Here is a 17691-nt window from a genome sequence, read left to right as displayed (position 1 = left end):
CCTCTACATCACACTAAATTTCTCATTCTTCAAATCGGTAATAAACATATGCCCTGGTGAATGGGTGATCATAATCTCCGGCTTTACATGCATCGCGATTGCCTGTGGGGTTACACCGCAGGCCCAGAAAACGGGAACTTCGCCTTCTTTGATAGTGACCTTATCACCAAAATCCGGATTGTTTATGTTGGTAATGCCGATGCTTTCCGGATTTCCTATATGAACGGGTGCGCCGTGGACAGATGGGAAGCGGCTTGTAACCTGGACAGCGCGAACAACATCTTTTTCTGGCATTGGCCGCATACTGACTACGGTTGGGCCTTCGAATGGGCCGGCTTTTACCGTAGGAATATTAGTTTGATACATAGGTACATTACAGCCTTCCTCGATGTGGCGGATCGGGATGCCGTTTTCCAGCAATGCTTCTTCAAATGTAAAGCTGCAGCCAATCAGAAACCCGACCATGTCTTCTGTCCATATATCCGCAATGTCCGCTTTCTCTTCTATAAAAACACCATTTCGATAAACGCGATACCTTGGTATATCCGTCTGCAAATCTGCTCCTGGTGCAGCTAACACTGGAATAGCAGAGCCAGGTTCGGTGACATCGATAATTGGACAGGCTTTCGGATTACGCTGACAAAAGAGCAGGAACTCAAATGCCAGCTCTTTTGGCAGAACTGCTAGATTTGCCTGAATATAGCCGTTTGCTAAACCTGATGTCGGCTTCGACCACTCACCACCGCGAATCAGCTGGCGTGCTTCTTCTGGAAGAAACAATTTCCTATCGTTCATTGTGAAGCCCCCTATTTTTTCTTACTCAAATAACTGCGGAATTCCGTTAAATAAAGAATACAAGCCCATAATAGCCATGGCAATAACAACGATTATACCAGTTAACGTCATCCATTTCGGATGTCTGTAATCACCTACTATTTTGGATCGATAAGCCGCAACTAGCATAACACCAAGTGCAATCGGCAAAATCAGTCCATTAAGCGATCCTACCAAAACGAGAATTTTTACCGGTTGTCCTACAAAATAAAATACAACAGTGGAGACCGCAATAAATCCGACGATAATGTATTTATGATATTTTTCCAGCAGCGGGCTGAACGTTCGTATAAAAGAAACAGAAGTATACGCTGCTCCTACTACAGAAGTGATCGCTGCTGCCCAGATGACAATACCGAATAATTTATACCCAACATTACCTGCCGCCTGATGGAAAACGGATGCCGGGGGATTTCCGGGATCAAGCACGAACCCTGTGGCAACAACTCCAAGCGCCGCCAGGAACAGGAAAATTCGCATAATTGATGCTACACCAACCGCTAGAACCGAGCTCTTCGTCACCTCTGGCAGCATTTCCTTCCCTTTAATACCGGCATCAATTAAGCGATGACCGCCAGCAAAGGTGATATAGCCACCAATCGTTCCGCCGACTATGGTAACAATCGCTAAAATATCAATTTTTGCTGGAACAAACGTGTTAACAACCGCTTCTCCCACGGGTGGTTGAGCGGTAAACATCACGTAGATGGTTAAGCCAATCATGACAAATCCAAGCAGTTGTGTGAAACGGTCCATGAGACGCCCTGCTTCTTTCACGAGAAAAATTCCGATTGCCAGCACTCCGCTTAGCAGTGCACCAGTTTTGGGCGAGATGCCGAATAGGACATTTGTTCCGAGGCCGGCTCCCGCAATGTTTCCAATATTAAATGCCAGCCCACCGGCGACGATTAATATGGCAAGAATGTAACCAAGTCCCGGTAATACAGCGTTTGCAATATCCTGTGCACGTTTTTCGGAAACAGCAATGATTCGCCAAATATTCAGTTGCGCTATTATATCAATCCCTATGGAAATTAAAATTACAAAACCGAAGCTTGCCATCAGTTTTTCAGTAAAAACAGTTGTTTGTGTTAAGAATCCAGGTCCAATAGCAGATGTAGCCATTAGAAAAACTGCACCCATGTACACGCTTAAATTCGATTTTTGGTTATTTCTCATGATAGTTAGTTCCCCTCTGTACAGTTTTTCATCTTTGTGGTGGGACGGAGGGACAGGTTTCTTGTCCCTATGTTTTAGGGACAAGAAACCTGTCCCCGTGTCCCGTCCCCATGTCCCGCTATAGAAAGTCTCCTATTTTGGCTACTTCGATGTTTTCGCTGCGTAGTGCTTGTGGTATTTTTTTGGCAAATTCCAATGCGGATTTGCCGTCACCATGAATACATACGGTATGTGCCTTGATTAAAACATCTGAACCTTTAGTGGACTCCACCTTATTTTCCTTCACCATGCGGATGACTTGATTGATGGCAACCTGATGATCAGTGATTAAGGCGTTTTTTTCCTGACGTGAAGTAAGTGAGCCGTCTTCCTGATAGGTTCGATCTGAAAAAACCTCATGCGCCGTACGAAGCCCGGTTTTCTCTCCTGCTTTTACCAATTCAGATCCTGCTAGTCCAAACAAAATGAGTTCTGGATCCACTTGATAAACCGCTTCGGCAATAGCCTCTGAAAGTACCGCGTTTTTTGCTGCCATGTTGAACAGGGCGCCATGTGGCTTCACATGCTGCAGTTTACCGCCTTCCGCTCGCACAAATCCGTGCAAAGCACCAATTTGGTAAACAACGAGATCATAGGCCTCCTGCGGTGTAATGTTCATATTCCGGCGACCGAATCCAATCAGATCCTGAAGCCCCGGATGGACACCAATTCCAATATCTTTTTTCAGAGCAAGCTTAACAGTCTTGCGCATGGTTGCTGGATCACCCGCATGAAAGCCACAGGCAATATTGGCCGAGGTCACATAATCCAGAATTTCCTCATCATTACCAATTTTGTATGCTCCAAAGCTTTCTCCCAAATCACAATTCAAATCTACAATATCTGCCATATTATCCACCTCATTATTTTTAAAAATGTTGTTTTTTTACTTCGGCTTTAATTGCGATGCCGAAGTTCTGCATATTCTTCAAATGATAAAACTTATATATTTATAAACTGATCGAAAAACTTGGTATTTGACTCGTACTAATAGAGCAAAATCCCTTATATTTTCCAATCCTCAACTCTAGCTTATCCACTTTTAAACTTTAACCGAATTCCCTGCTTTAATTGTTGGATATTATTTTCCTGCTCCAGATAAAGTTGTTGCGCCGCTTCGACTGTAATTTTTTTAAAGCTAAGCGAATCGCCCGGTTTGGCCTGGGCAATCAGTGACATGTCAACAGAAGCAATCTGCCCTATTTTTGGATAGCCGCCAGTCGTTTGTCTGTCAGCCAGTAAAACTATGGGATTTCCATCGGGCGGCACCTGAATAGAGCCAAAAGCAACTGCTTCCGAAATCAAATCCTCGGGTTCTGACAGACTTAATTTTGCGCCTTGTAAACGGTAGCCCATGCGATCAGATTGCGGGGACACGTCATAGGATTCCTTAAACAAGTTTTGCTTACTTTCCTTGGTAAATAAATGAAATTGACGTCCCGGGATTACCTGAATGGTTGACTCCCCGGAAAGGAATGGGCTGATGGAAGACGTGATGGACCAGCCGATATCGCCGAACGGTTCATCCGTGTCGGGTATTAATGCTTCCATTATTACCTTGGACAGGTCGGTCATCAAATTGGTCTCCAACCGGTCATCGGCTTTTAATGCGCGACCATGAAACCCACCAATTTCTGCGCGTAAATAGGTAGAACTGCTGTCCATTATTTCAGGGACCTTGAATCCGCCTGCGATTGACAAATACGTACGGCAACCGCTTTGGTGCGCGCCGAACTGCAGCTTACTACCTTTTTTCACAAAAATTGTACGCCACATTCGGACGGACTTCCCATCAATGGCTGGGGACAAATCACCGCCGCACAGCGATATAAGGGCATCCTTTTCAAAGAGGATAACTGGCCCGGCTAAGGTAATTTCCAAGGTTGCCGCGTCCTCATCATTTCCGACCAGGAGATTGGCAATCCTGTGTGCCAACGGATCCATGACACCGCTCGCAATTACGCCAAATTTCTGATAACCATGCCTGCCAAGGTCCTGAATCGTTGAAAGCAGGCCCGGCTTGATTATTTTAAGCATCAATCATGTTCCTCCCAATTGCTGTATTCTTCTAGACTAATGGAACGAAATACCAATTTATCACCCGCCGCAAGCAAGCTTGGCGGATCCAGTTCAGGTCGAAACAAGCGAATCGGCGTACGCCCAATCAACTGCCAGCCCCCGGGTGTTTCGATGGGGTAAACTCCCGTCTGCTTTCCCGCAATACCGACTGTTCGTTCCGGGATTGCCAGACGTGGTGAATCACGCCTGGGTGTTGCAATTTCTTCAGGCATGCCACCGACAAAAGGAAAACCAGGAGCAAAGCCAATCATATTAATCGTGTAGTCACCTGAAGTATGAATGTCAATGACATCTTCCGGTTGGATACCATTGTGTTTAGCTACAAACTCCAAATCCGGACCAAATTCCCCGCCGTAACAGACCGGGATTTCAATCGTGCGTGAAGCAAATTGCCGATTTCCTTGTACGGATGATAAAATTGCATCCAGTTCCTCACAAACCTTTTTATATGGATGTTGCGTGTTTTTACTTACCTTTAAAATATCGTAAAAAACAGTTACCGTTGTAAAGGCAGGAATATATTCAATCATCCAGCCTGGCGGGTGTTCATCAAAATACGATGATAGAACTTGTACCCGATTTTGCGTTTCTGGCGTGATTGCATCTGCAACCTCAATAACAACGGCACGATCACCTAAAGGAGAATAAGTTACCTCCATTCCATCACCTCAAAACATATTTCCCCCACCTATCAAGGGAATGCTATACTAAGAATTAAGAAAATAACGATTGTTTCATTATAAAGGATTTGTGAATAATTTTAAAGGGACATGGGGACAGGTCCTTTGTCCCAGGGCTATGGGGGAGCTATGTATCTGTTACCTTACGCAGGATGAGCTAGGGTGCTTGGACTTGTCTTGGGGATCCTTAGGCTTTGGTCGCCCGAGTTTGAGCACGGGGCTACGGGTGCCGGTGCTGGGGCAGGGGTTGAGTCTGGTCGAGATGCCGGGACAGTGGATGAAGGCCCGGATAGGGCGAGGGCCGGGACGGTGGACCTGTCCCCATGTCCCGCAGAAAGGCAGGTGACTCGGATGAAAAAAACGCAGCATGATTTTACGGAGGGCGGCATACTGAGGCAGTTAATCATCTTTTCTGGTCCGATTATGCTTACGAATTTATTGCAGACTTCCTATCAATTTGCGGACAGTTTGTGGGTCGGGAACCTACTTGGCGGGAGTGCATTGGGTGCTGTTGCTGTATCAAGTACAATTATTTTTACCGTGCTTTCTTTTGTGATTGGCTTAAATAATGCTGCACTAACCATTTTGTCCCAGCAAAAAGGGCGCAGCGATGAAGCTGGACTGAAAAGTTACCTGAATGCATTTGTTGTCATTCTTACCATTCTCTCTGTGACGCTTGGAGCATTGGGATTTATTTTTGCTGAACAATTTTTACAGCTGCTCGGTACTCCAGAAAGTATGATGGCAGCGGCAAAATCCTATTTACAAATAAACTTTCTTGGTATGCTGTTTTTGTTCGGATATAACTTTATCAGCACTGTGCTTAGATCGCTGGGTGATAGTAAAACACCGCTGCGATTTGTTATGATTGCGGTAGCATTAAATATCGTGCTTGACCCGCTTTTCATCTCAGGTTTAGACCTTGGAGTAGCTGGAGCTGCATACGCAACCGTTATCTCTCAGGGACTGGCTTTTCTATATGGAATCATTTACGTCCTCTATCGCAAGCTGGCGCCATTTAGTGTACCGACTATTCCGACCCAACAGGAAGTTGTTTTAATTCTGAACCTCGGTATTCCGTCTGGATTACAAATGGCCGTTATATCAGCTGGTGTGGCAGCAATTATGAGTGTTGTGACAGGTTTTGGCGACGATGTTGTTGCAGGCTTTAGTGCCGCACAACGACTGGATAGTCTATTGATGCTGCCCGCGCACGCCTTAGGAACGGCAGTCAGCAGCATGGCTGGACAGAATATTGGCGTCCGTGATTGGGATAGAGTAAAAAAAATTGCCAAATATGGAGTGCTATATAACTTTTCTGTCATGCTAATTGTAGGAATTTTTGTCGTATTTTTTGCCGAGTACGGAGTCAGACTGTTTATCCAAGAAGATACAGCTGTCGAATTCGGGACAAAGTATCTCCAGATAATCGCACTATGTTATCCGTTTTTAGGGATAAACTTTATCCTAAACGGAATCGTTCGTGCATCCGGCGCAATGTACCAAGTTCTGGTACTAAACCTGATCTCATTCTGGGTGCTACGATATCCGTTGACGGCACTATTTTCAAGCATGTTCGGCGATATCGGAATAGCAATCGGAATGGGCGCAAGCTTTCTGGTAAGCAGCCTAGTCGCCTACCTCTACTACCGCCTAGGAAAATGGCACAAGAAAAAATTATTCGGGAGTTCAGGCGGGACATAGGGACAGGTCCCGCGTCCCGGTTCGGTTCGGTTCGGTCCGGTCCGGTCCGTTCCGTTCTGGCGCTGGATTGTGGCTGCGGGCCACAAGTAGACGGAGGGACGATGGACCTGTCCCTCCGTCCCAAAAGAAGGGGGTTAAGCATAGTGATTGAAGTATATACGGACGGGGCTTCGAGTGGCAATCCTGGCATGAGTGGTGCTGGAGTTTATATAAAAGCGGGTGGAAAGAGTTATGAATACGCTTTTCCTTTGGGTGAGATGTCCAACCACGAGGCTGAATTTCTTGCGGTTATCAAGGCACTGGAAATCTGCCGAGCCCATTTTCAGGATGAAATTTTATCTTTCCGCTCCGATTCAAAACTAGTCGTCGATACAGTAGAAAAGGATTTCACAAAAAACCAAACCTTTCTTCCCCTGCTCACGAAAATCAAAGAAGATGCGAGCACCTTCCCCCACTTTTTCATTAAATGGATACCCGAAAAAAGCAATACCCACGCAGACAAGCTAGCCAGAAAAGCAATCCGGGAGGGACAGTAGGGACAGGTCCCTCGTCCCGCCATTCCGCAATCATGTCCTCTATTGTAAACTGACGCTTAGAGGGACAGAAAACCTGTCCCTCCGTCCCATCAGCGAATGCGGTGAATAACGCTTTTTGATATACCTGTAATCCGTGAAAGCTGCCGAATTGCCACGCCATTCACGCCTTTCATCTCCAGAATAATTGCATTTCTTTCCGCAGGCTTCATCTGCTGCAAGGCGCTGCCATTTGGAAATCCAAGCTGACTGAGATGGTCTCTCACTTCCTCATCTGTCAACCGCACTCTTATTCGATCATCCATAAAATCATCATCATTTATTAGTTGCATATAATCGGAAAATAACTGGATAGCTTTGCTTCTGTCACTGGTAAATAAACGAAGACCAAAATCGACGTCAACCATGCTGGCATGACCGAAATATTCCTTAATACTTGTCCATTTGCACTCAAGCGCATTGGCCGCTAATCCAGCTTTTACGGGGTTTTGGTGTATGTACCGAAGAACTCTTAAGAAGGAAGGGATTGTTTCCACACTTTCACTTTTGAATCTGTCCTGAAATAGATGTCCACAGCGCTTATATTTGGCATTATACCAATAAACATAACTCGCACCAATTCTTTGAATGACCTTCGAGACGGACTCCTCCGACTCCCTGATTAATAAGTGAATATGATTATCCATCAGACAATAGCTATAAACCTCTATTTTGCTAACGGTCTTATACCTTTTGATTGTTTCCAAAATCCTGAATCTGTCTTCATCATCTTCAAAAATAGTTTGTCTGTTAATACCTCGCAGCATGATGTGGTAAATTCCATTACGACTTCTCTTTCTTGGGTTTCTTGGCATAGGGGGATGCACCTCTTTATTAAGTTATGGGGTTGCTGGGAAAAACAGCCTGTTTGGGGTATCTGGGGAAATATGAAGTAGTTTTTTGACCATTGCTCCACATAAAGATATGTCATTTTTAATCTAAAGTCAATAGGGACTGAGGGTGGGACTGAGGGACAGGTTCCTTGTCCCAGCACTGCAGTTAGCATAATTTTAAATCAAGGTTCCTTAAAAGTAATAATCCAAAATGAAGGTCAAATTTAATGTCACAAATTTGTTGAAAAATGCCACATATATGTTGTTTACTTTTAAAAACGAAGGAGTCGCCATCATAACTGACAGGCTTCTTGCATCCGGTTCGGGAATTCAGCAAACCCCAATGGGCGATTGTTCCCACAGCGTTTTAACCTAAATAAAAATTACAGGTCAAATCTAATGTAATAAAATTGTAAGGAAATACACCATATATGTTGTTTACTTTTCAAATACCGCAATAACAATAGTGAACGAGGACAACCCCTTATATCCGACAGGGAGATCAGTTGCCCAAGCGGGACGCGGGACCTGTCCCTCCGTCCCTACCTCCGTCCCTATTTCCCTCCGTCCCTATTTGTGCAATAATTAATGTGGAATGATTAGATGGAAGGGGTTTTTACTGATGATGCAAGATTTAATACTTAATCCTGAAAAAACTGCGTTGGTGGTTATAGATTTGCAAAAGGGGGTTGTTGATCATATCAACGGAAAGCCCCACCAGAATGAAAGGGTTGTGGAAAATTCGGCGAAATTGGCTGGGGCTTTTCGTGAGAAAGGTGCTCTTGTAACCCTTGTGCATGTCGATTTTCATGATGGTAAAGATGCATTGAACCCGATTACAGATGCGCCCACCCAAACTCCCGAAGGAAAGCCAAAAAATTTCAGCCAATTTATTCCGGAATTTGAACCGGTAGAAGGTGATTTGATCGTCACAAAACATCAGTGGGGTGCCTTTTTTGGGACGGACCTGGATGTGCAGTTACGCCGGCGTGGGATCGACACGATTGTTTTGACCGGAATCGCAACCAATATCGGGGTTGGTGTGACGGCTGTGGAGGCATACCAGCGCAACTATCAGCAGATTTTTGCGATTGATGCGATGAACGCAATCTCACAGGAGGAACATGACTATACGAAGAAATATATGTTTCCGCGCATGGGACGAATCCGTAAAACAGAGGATATTTTGAAGGCGTTGTAAGTTAAAGAAAGAAGGGAAATACATGGTTCGTACGCTTTTATATCTTCTGATGGCAGCAGCAGGAGGTAGTTTATTTGCCTGGCTTCAGATTCCAGCTGGTTTCCTGATCGGCTCGTTGCTTGTCGGTGTTTTTTACCGGTTACAGATCGGCGAGTTAACACTACCGCCGTACGTGTTTCCATTTGCAATGGCCTTGATCGGGGCCAATATTGGATTGACCATGGAGTTGAGCATGTTTGCAGAAGTTGCTTCTTATTTTATACCGCTGACCATTAGCTTAGTTGCGATTTTAGTCGGCAGCTGGATGCTCAGTCGACTGTTGGTGCGGTACTCAACGTTGGATTCAAAAACAGCATTATTCTGCTGTGTCCCAGGCGGCGCCTCTGTGATGCTGGCACTTAGCGAAGAGTACGGTGCCGATCAGCGAATTGTCGCCGCTTTTCAGTCAGCAAGGGTAGTGATAGTTGTTTTAGCCATTCCACTTTTGGCCGGGTTGATGGCCAGTTTGACCGGTGCCGGGGATGGAGCAAATACGGCGGTTTCAGTACCAGATACAGGTACAGAAGGAATCAGCTTCTTTCCCGGGTTCCAGTTTTTATGTGTCCTTGCAATGATGGCTTTGGCCCTATTTCTCGCGAAGGTGGCAAAAATTCCCGCAGCACAGTTTCTATATGCAATGCTCATTGCCTTTTTAGTAAACCAATTTGTATTGCCTATCGGCTCCCTGCCAACTGATGTAGTCGGGTTTGGTCAGATTCTTCTTGGCGCGACTATTGGATTGCGTTTTGACAGGACAGCACTCAAACAACTCAAGAAAATTGGATGGCTGAGTATTGGCATTTTAATGATGTTCCTAGTAATAACATTTGCGATTTCACTCTTGTTTTTCTTCCTGACACCGCTAGATTACGTCACAAGTATGCTCAGCATGTCACCCGGCGGAGCACCACAAATGTCATCAACCGCCGCCGTATTGAACCTGGATGCATCAGTTGTCGCATCCGTCCAGCTCGTCCGCCTATTAATAATATTCCTGCTCCTGCCCCTCATAACACCATACCTAGTGGCGGGACATAGGGACAGGTCCACTGTCCCACCTAAAAAAAGCTAGCAACCTTGGTCTGTCATCCGAGATTGCTAGCTTTTTCATGTGTCTTACGTGCCTGCGGCGGGACACGGGACCTGTCCCTATGTCCCATACATCACTCCGCTATGTCTACTATTCGTCCTTCGATTTCCGGGTCGATGGTGCCTAGGTTTGCTAGGTGTTCGGCGAAGTTTTCCCAATCGGAGAGTCCAAGGTCTGTGACGCGGCCTTCTTCATACGCTTTGGCGAATACATCATAACCGTCCCCGCCTTTCGCGGTAAATGCGTTGGTTGCAACGGTGTACATTTCATCATCTTGAATATCCACGTAATTTCCGGATGCATCCTGGTAGGCTATGGATACGATGCGGTCACCGGCTGACATGGTGGAATCAAATCTTACCTTTGCTCCTGATACATGCAGGAATCCTCCATTTTCTTCCGGAAATGCATGAACACTATGCTCAAATGCCTCTTTTAATTCAGCCCCGGATAACGTCATCGTCGCCAATGTGTTCCCAAACGGCAGTACCGTGATGACCTCACCTACCGTTATTGGCCCCGCATCAATTGACGTACGGATTCCGCCGCCATTCTGCATGGCCATCTTTACATCATCGTTATATTCCCTTGCTTTTGCTAACATGCCGTCGGTAATCACATTTCCAAGTGGCGTTTCGCTATTTCGTACACTTGTGCCATCATTGCCTTCATCGGATAACCTTGGATTTAGCAATGCATGCACTGCTGTTGCCCCAATTGGATCCTTTGAAACTTTTTCAACAACTGACTTATATTCTGCCAGCATTTCGGCAGCCTCGGGATCTGCTACCTGATTGGCAATTGAAATCAGTTCGCCATCCTGTCCAACAACGACACCTTTTCGGTTAAATTCCACATCAACATTTCCTAGAAAATTATTATATTGATACGCCTGAACAACAACGGTTGGATCTTTTACCGCCCCGTTTTCATCCTCATCAACAACAACCGGTTCCTCCAATCTTGTATGAGTATGCCCGCCGACAATGACATCAATCCCATCAACTCCGGCAGCCAATACCAAATCATTGTCAACCGCTGGATTGTCGTCATAGCCAATATGAGTTAAGGCAATTATTTTATCAACACCTTGGCTTTCAAATGCGTTGACCGCTTTTTCAGCTTCTTCAATGTAATTTTCAAAAGTTATTGGCCCAGGACTGGAAAGATCAACGGTTTCCTCGGTGGTAAGTCCGAAAATACCAACTTTTTCCCCATCAATCTTTTTGACGATTCCATTATAAATGTTGCCATTCTTCGGATCGCTTGAAATCCGGTCGCTGAATAGACCAGTAAACTTCTCATCAGTTGAAAAATCTACGTTTGCGCTAACGAATGGGAAGTTGGCCGCTTCCACAAATTCAGCTAGACCTTTGTGGCCTTCAGTACTTGAGCCCAAATCAAACTCATGATTACCAAATGTCATCGCATCATAGTTCATGAGATTCATAAATTTCATGCTCGCCATTCCTTGGAATTCGTTAAAATACAACGTTCCAGAAAATACATCACCAGCATCAAGCAAGAGGGTATTCGCTTTTTCCGCCCGCACCTGCTCAACCGCGGTAACCCGTTTCGCGACATCATCTAAATGTGCATGGGTATCATTGGTATGCATAATTGATAGCGAAAAATCGGAGTCCGGAAATGCAATCGACTCTGCATCTGCACCCTTTACATAGTCGATTTGCTGGACATTTTCATCCCCGCGAATTTCCGAAACCCGGTCACGTACAATCGTAACCTTTGGAATGAACGTTCCTTTAAAATCAACAATCGCCCCATCGTTTTTCGGTTTGATTGTCACCGTCTTATCCGCGAACCCATCACCATGAAATTCCGCATAGTCCCCGGTAAAGACAACTCCATTTTTGATTTCCGCACCAGCATCGATTGTGATTGATGCACGTGAATCATGGACCATCAACTTTCCCGTTTTATAGTCATCACCCAAGTGTATGTCAGTAATCCCATCCTGATGTGCACCCGTTGTTTGGTGACTGACGCTTGGTTGTTGTGCATTCACCGCCATTGGAACAGCAGGCAGAAGTAACGAAGCAGCTAGAATCGTACCCAGCACTTTCTTTCGTTTTCCATTCCCCATTGAATTAACACTCCCTTTTTCAGTTTTGTCTATTTCCAAAGACGACCAAGCAGTTAAAATATGTATGTATAAATCTATGAAAATAGCAACAAAATACTAGTTTCAGTATATGTAGACTTCCATTTTAAGTCAATCAGCGGGACGCGGGGACAGGTCCCGCGTCCCGCCCACACCACCCTGCTAGCATAAGCTGGGTCAAGGGACCTGTCCCTCCGTCCCAGAGACCGAACCCTCCGTCCTACTTGCGATTAATTTGAATGTCCACATGTACATGAGTGCGCCTACTAATGTTAGGAAACATAATAGGTTGAAGGTCCACTGATAGCCAATCCAGGCTGTTAGTGGGATGGCGATTGGTGCGATGGCACGTCCAATTGCAAAACGTAAACTTCCTGCTGCAAAATATTGGCCCCGCATATGTTCAGGTGATAGCTTAGCAATAAAGCTTTCCTGTATGCCAACCACCATAAGCTCAGCAACCGTGAAGACGAACATTCCAAACGCGATTACCCATATACTTGTAGTGTGTCCAAATAAGAGCATTGCCACCCCGTAAAAGCACGAGGATATGACGAACACGTTCCGCTCGTAATACTTGGTCATCCATTTGGAGATAAAAACGGTAAAAAGCGCAACAAGCAGACCATTCTCAGAAACAATCCATCCGAATGCCCCTTCCCCGTTAACCGCAACCGACCAGTCACCAAATGAATACAGCGTCTGCTTAGGGACCTGATCGTTCATATAGACCGCAAGCAGCAGGTCCATTTGCATAAACGCCTGTGCCGCAAATATTCCACCAATAATAAACAATAGAAATGCCTTATCATTGATGATAACCTTGTAATCTTGCAATTGTTCCCGGATCACCTGACGCCAATTATTTTTTTCAGTATTAGTCTCAACCTTTTCCTGAACAGGCACCGTTTCTCGAATCAGCTTATGGATTAAAAACGTCATCAGAAAACTAGTAGCGGCACTAGCTAAAAGCAATTCAAACCGATGCTCGAAGAAAAGGATTCCACCAACAATCGGACCAATTACAACCGATATATTAATGGCCGTATAAAATACAGCAAATACCTCACTGCGATGTTTTTCAGGCACTACGTCCGCAACCATTGCATGACTTGCAGGCCAATAAAAGGAACCGAAAAAGCCTAGTGCCGAGAAGCAGATAAAGCTAAGCATGGCCGACTCAAGCCACGGGGAGTTTGCCAAGGCGAAACAGACAAACGACAGCGCCTGACCGAGCATCGATATTGTCATCATTTTTTTGCGGCCAAATTTATCCGCACAATAGCCGCCAATCAGGTTTGTGAAGACACCTACCAACTGTGACACGATTAATAGAATTCCTGCCAGTTCCTTCCCTAGATGTTCCGAAAAATAGATCGCCATAAACGGAAAAAACATCCAAAATAATACGTTCGTTAAAAATTCACCATAAAGCCGGACCTTTAAATTACGATCCCAATCCTTCCACCTCATTGTCGTAACCCCTATTCATAACAGCTCCATCGGCCGTTATCGAACTCTTTCCATTATTTTATCCTTTTAAAATTTACCACGTAGTTTGGTTAAAGACAAGAGGGACGTGGACTTTCCCGGGCGGGACATGGGGACAGGTCCCTCGTCCCGCCTATACTACTCCTCAACAAAACCCCGGGACACGGGACCTGTCCCTCCGTCCCAATGTTTAGTTAATCCCACACGTGGTACTAGGTCTGTAGAACAAAAATACAGGAGGCTTCTAAACTATGGTTAATTCTACGCAAAGTCCGATTGTTTCTACAGAATGGGTTGAACAACACAAGAACGATGCCGATATTCAAGTAGTAGAGGTGGATGTTGACACAAGTGCCTATGATTCAGGACATATTGAAGGGGCGATTGCCTGGAACTGGACAACACAATTAAATGATCAGATACGAAGAGATATTCTTGACCGTGGTCAGATGGAACAGTTATTGGGTCAGTCAGGCATCTCACCTGATACAACTATCGTATTATACGGTGATAACAATAACTGGTTTGCCGCTTATGCATACTGGCAATTGAAACTTTATGGCCATGAAAAATTAGACCTTATGGATGGCGGCCGTGTAAAGTGGGAAAAGGAAAACCGGAACTATACGAACGACATTCCTGAAGTTACACCAACCAAATATGAGGCAAAAAGCGCTGATCCTTCCATGAGAGCACTGCAGCCTGATGTAATGGAAGCTGTCAAGAACGCTCAACCACTTGTCGATGTACGCAGTCCTCAAGAATACAGTGGCGAGGTGATTGCACCAGAAGGCATGAATGAAACAGCACAACGAGGCGGGCATATCCCACATGCTGTCAATGTTCCCTGGAAAGAGGTTGTTAATGAAGATGGTACTTTCAAATCCCCTGAAGAACTCGAAAGCTTATACAGTAAAAAAGGGATTACATCAGATAAACCAGTAGTCACCTATTGCCGTATTGGCGAAAGATCAGCTCACACTTGGTTCGTCCTGCATGAGCTTCTCAACTTCAACAAAGTAAGAAACTATGATGGATCATGGACAGAATGGGGCAGCATGGTCGGTGTGCCAATTGACAAGGCAAATTAGAAAGTAAGTGGTAGGAAAAAGGGCCGGGATATCTTCCCCGACCCTTTCTATTTATAAATATAGATAGAGTCTCCGGGACAAGGGACCTGTCCCTATGTCCCTATCAATTCCTAACAAATCTTCTCGAATCAAGATGCCCGATTTCATGTAAAGTCTTCCCATCGATGATAAGATCTGCGGCTATTGAACCGATAATAGGTGCCATCTTAAATCCATGCCCTGAGAAACCGCTTACTAATAATGTATTTTCCATACCTGGCACTTCCCCAACAATAGAATGATCATCATCGGTGTACCCATCCATATAAACACTAGCTCGCACAGGATTCGGTATAAGTCCGGGTATTAATTCCTTAACAGATTCGCCAACTTCGATCATTTCTCTTAGTGAAACATCACGGTTAAGCTCTTCTGGTTCTGGAACAATTCCTGGATTCTTCGTATTGGAAGCTTTCACCATTGTTCCATCTAGTGTCGGTGCACCTGTTAGCCGGAAATCCTTTCGCATCCGAGCAAAAATTGGAAATTTATCGGGTTTAAAGTCCTCGATATTTTTTGGGGCAAACCATGTTAACACCAAACGGCGGGCTTTTATTTTTTTGTTTAATTCCGGAACGAGTTTTCCAGTCCATGCACCTGTCGTAATCAACACTTTGCCAACCCGATACTTTTCCCCATTAGCTAGAATAGTAACACCATCGTTATCTGGGAGAATGTCTTCTACTTTAGTATACCTGTGAATTTTTGCCCCATGAGCCTCTGCCTGATTCGCGGCAGCAACGGTTGCTAACTCAGGTCGTAGAAAACCTGCATTTTTATCTAGAACCATTATATCATCAGAAAATAGGCGATGTTGAGGATATCGGTGTTTAGCTTCATTTCCCTGCATTACCTCATGTTCTAAATGAAACTCTTCTATCGAACGAAGTACATTTTGTATAACTTCCGTGTTGGGATCGCCAATCATTAATCCTCCATTAAGTGTTAATAAACTTTTATGTGATTCTTCCTCTAGTTGCTTCCATAACTGGCGGGCTTCTTGTAATAATGGCACATATTCCTTCCCCTCCATGTACGCCGTTCGAAATAAGCGTGATTCTCCTCCAACGGCTGATCGGTCATTGCCAATCCCGAATTGCTCAAATCCCAAAACGGAAACGCCCCTTTTAGCAAGCTGCCAAAGAGCCATACTTCCCATTGCTCCCACTCCAATAACCGCTACATCAGCATCCATTTTCTCACCTCGTATTTTTTATTTATTCAGATACTTCATCTTAAGCCTCTAGCTCACTTTTTTCTATATCAGCTACACTGTTTTTATCTTTATACATATAGTTAAACAAAATAAAGCCTACCAATGATCCGAGTATACCGAATGCTACATATGGTATATCGGTGCCAATTATTTGTGCAATTGCTGCACAGGCTATTCCTAAGACCATACTTCCTATTGCACCTTTAGCACTCAATAGATTCGACTTTCTAAGAAGGAAACCGCCAAAAATTGGTACCAATAATCCCGATGCAGAATAGGCATACGTTGCAACTAACCATCCTAACGCCTTAGGATAATATAATGCTAGAAGCACTGCCAAAGCTATTACGATAACGGACAAAATCCGTGATAACTTCAATAATTTGTTATCACTAACGTTTGGGTTAATGTAAGATTGGTAAATATCCGTTGTTAAATTAACTACAACTGATTGAACAGCACTACTAACGGTCGACATAATGGTAGCAATAATAAATGAAGCGTATATTGCCATAAACCAAAGTGGGATCTGGGTTAGGAACCACCCTGAGGCTAATTCTGGATCGGTTAAATCGGGATTCATAGAGAAAATAGCGATGCCCATAAATGACGCCCAAAAGCCGCTGATAACCCCTACTATTGCAGCAATAATAAATCCCTTTTTAGCTACCTGAGCGCTACTTGAAGCATAAATACGCTGGTAGGACATCTGATTCGTCAATGCTCCAGGGAAAATCGCCAATATCCAAAAAATAATTGTCATCGTTCCAACCGCTCCGAATCCTTCCGGGAAACTAACCATCGACTCTGGTACTTTAGATGTTATTTCGGACCAGCCACCGGCAAGTTCTAATACATAAAATCCACTTACAATTGTCATGACTACCATTACACAGCCAAAAATGAAATCGGTCCACGCAACAGAACTAAGTCCACCAGGCAGTACAAATAATAGACTAATAGCAGCGAAGATTACCAACAGCGTGGCGAAACCAATACCTGTAATCTCTGAAAACAGACTTCCAAAAGCAACTAATTGTGTACATAACCATCCAAATGGAACAACAATGGCTAAAAAGGTGACGATACTCATCATTATTTTATGATCGCCGTACAACTTTTTAAAAATCTCCGGCATTGTGGTAAACTTATGCTCCTTTAGCCAATTAGCAAGTAATACCAGAATGACGATACCGATGGAATAAAGTACATTATACGTTACTGCTGACCAGCCTGCACTGTAGCCTATCCCAATATGTGCTACTAGCACACCACCACCCATCCCTGTAGCAAACTGGGTTCCAGCTACTACATAAATGGGTAATGATCTGCCGCCAACTGACCAATTTTCACTACTTTTATTCCTCCTGCCAATCCAAATGGAGAAAACAGCTGCCGCCGACAAAACCACAATAGAGCTTAACACAATTACTAAAGTAGCATTCATTTTTTACCTCCTATTATTTATTAACATTACCGTAT

The 17691-nt window shown here is 44.5% G+C and carries 15 protein-coding genes; 5 read left to right on the top strand and 10 right to left on the bottom strand.

The genetic code is table 11. From position 1 onward, the window contains the following. Positions 1-3: 3 nt before the first annotated feature. From CFK37_RS09830 to pxpB, 5 genes are all read right to left on the bottom strand, one after another. Positions 4-795 carry a putative hydro-lyase gene (locus tag CFK37_RS09830; RefSeq protein ID WP_089061693.1) on the bottom strand — a complete coding sequence of 264 codons (792 nt, stop codon included), beginning with the start codon at positions 793-795 and terminating at the stop codon, positions 4-6. 21 nt (positions 796-816) lie between these two features. Beyond that, entirely contained in the window at positions 817-2013 is a 1197-nt protein-coding gene (locus CFK37_RS09825) for an NRAMP family divalent metal transporter (RefSeq protein ID WP_089061692.1), read from the bottom strand. A gap of 118 nt (positions 2014-2131) precedes the next feature. Then, a complete protein-coding gene (locus CFK37_RS09820) occupies positions 2132-2902 on the bottom strand; it encodes a LamB/YcsF family protein (protein WP_089061691.1) in 771 nt (256 codons plus the stop codon). A 182-nt stretch (positions 2903-3084) separates the two neighbouring features. Beyond that, complete coding sequence (locus CFK37_RS09815; RefSeq protein WP_089061690.1) at positions 3085-4089, bottom strand: 5-oxoprolinase subunit C family protein; 1005 nt, start codon at positions 4087-4089, stop codon at positions 3085-3087. Then, positions 4089-4790, bottom strand: a complete 702-nt coding sequence (pxpB, locus tag CFK37_RS09810) for a 5-oxoprolinase subunit PxpB (protein ID WP_089061689.1) — start codon at positions 4788-4790, stop codon at positions 4089-4091. The genes CFK37_RS09815 and pxpB overlap by 1 nt, the downstream gene beginning before the upstream one ends. A gap of 372 nt (positions 4791-5162) precedes the next feature. Between pxpB and CFK37_RS09805 the strand changes: the two genes are divergently transcribed. Together CFK37_RS09805 and CFK37_RS09800 are read left to right on the top strand one after the other, a co-directional pair. After that, the gene (locus tag CFK37_RS09805) at positions 5163-6515 is read left to right on the top strand and encodes an MATE family efflux transporter (RefSeq protein ID WP_089063607.1); all 1353 of its coding nucleotides are present in this window, start codon (positions 5163-5165) and stop codon (positions 6513-6515) included. A 143-nt stretch (positions 6516-6658) separates the two neighbouring features. Next, the gene (locus tag CFK37_RS09800; RefSeq protein WP_089061688.1) at positions 6659-7051 is read left to right on the top strand and encodes a ribonuclease HI family protein; all 393 of its coding nucleotides are present in this window, start codon (positions 6659-6661) and stop codon (positions 7049-7051) included. Between the two features lie 89 nt (positions 7052-7140). On the opposite strand, the gene CFK37_RS09795 is transcribed toward CFK37_RS09800, so the two are convergent. Further along, positions 7141-7902 carry a transposase gene (locus CFK37_RS09795; RefSeq protein ID WP_089061687.1) on the bottom strand — a complete coding sequence of 254 codons (762 nt, stop codon included), beginning with the start codon at positions 7900-7902 and terminating at the stop codon, positions 7141-7143. Between the two features lie 640 nt (positions 7903-8542). On the opposite strand from CFK37_RS09795, the gene CFK37_RS09790 reads away from it, so the two are divergent. Continuing rightward, a complete protein-coding gene (locus CFK37_RS09790) occupies positions 8543-9121 on the top strand; it encodes an isochorismatase family protein (protein WP_089061686.1) in 579 nt (192 codons plus the stop codon). 22 nt (positions 9122-9143) lie between these two features. Next, positions 9144-10232 carry an AbrB family transcriptional regulator gene (locus CFK37_RS09785; protein ID WP_089061685.1) on the top strand — a complete coding sequence of 363 codons (1089 nt, stop codon included), beginning with the start codon at positions 9144-9146 and terminating at the stop codon, positions 10230-10232. A gap of 91 nt (positions 10233-10323) precedes the next feature. Here CFK37_RS09785 and CFK37_RS09780 read toward each other — a convergent pair whose 3' ends face one another. Next, positions 10324-12354, bottom strand: a complete 2031-nt coding sequence (locus CFK37_RS09780) for a bifunctional metallophosphatase/5'-nucleotidase (protein WP_245837355.1) — start codon at positions 12352-12354, stop codon at positions 10324-10326. Positions 12355-12549: 195 nt separating this feature from the next. After that, positions 12550-13845, bottom strand: coding sequence for an MDR family MFS transporter (locus tag CFK37_RS09775; RefSeq protein WP_089061684.1), 1296 nt, complete (start codon positions 13843-13845; stop codon positions 12550-12552). 269 nt (positions 13846-14114) lie between these two features. On the opposite strand from CFK37_RS09775, the gene CFK37_RS09770 reads away from it, so the two are divergent. Beyond that, positions 14115-14954 (top strand): sulfurtransferase, encoded by an 840-nt coding sequence (locus tag CFK37_RS09770; protein WP_089061683.1) that lies wholly within the window; start codon positions 14115-14117, stop codon positions 14952-14954. 103 nt (positions 14955-15057) lie between these two features. Here the strand turns inward: CFK37_RS09770 and solA are convergent, their stop codons facing one another. Both solA and CFK37_RS09760 read right to left on the bottom strand, forming a co-directional pair. Continuing rightward, positions 15058-16188, bottom strand: a complete 1131-nt coding sequence (gene solA, locus CFK37_RS09765; RefSeq protein WP_089061682.1) for an N-methyl-L-tryptophan oxidase — start codon at positions 16186-16188, stop codon at positions 15058-15060. A 40-nt stretch (positions 16189-16228) separates the two neighbouring features. Beyond that, positions 16229-17656, bottom strand: coding sequence for a sodium:solute symporter family protein (locus tag CFK37_RS09760; protein ID WP_089061681.1), 1428 nt, complete (start codon positions 17654-17656; stop codon positions 16229-16231). Between the last annotated feature and the right edge of the window lie 35 nt (positions 17657-17691).

This window comes from Virgibacillus phasianinus (genome assembly GCF_002216775.1).
Classification (GTDB): Bacteria; Bacillota; Bacilli; order Bacillales; family Amphibacillaceae; genus Virgibacillus_F; species Virgibacillus_F phasianinus.
This window is presented reverse-complemented; position numbering and strand designations above follow the sequence as displayed.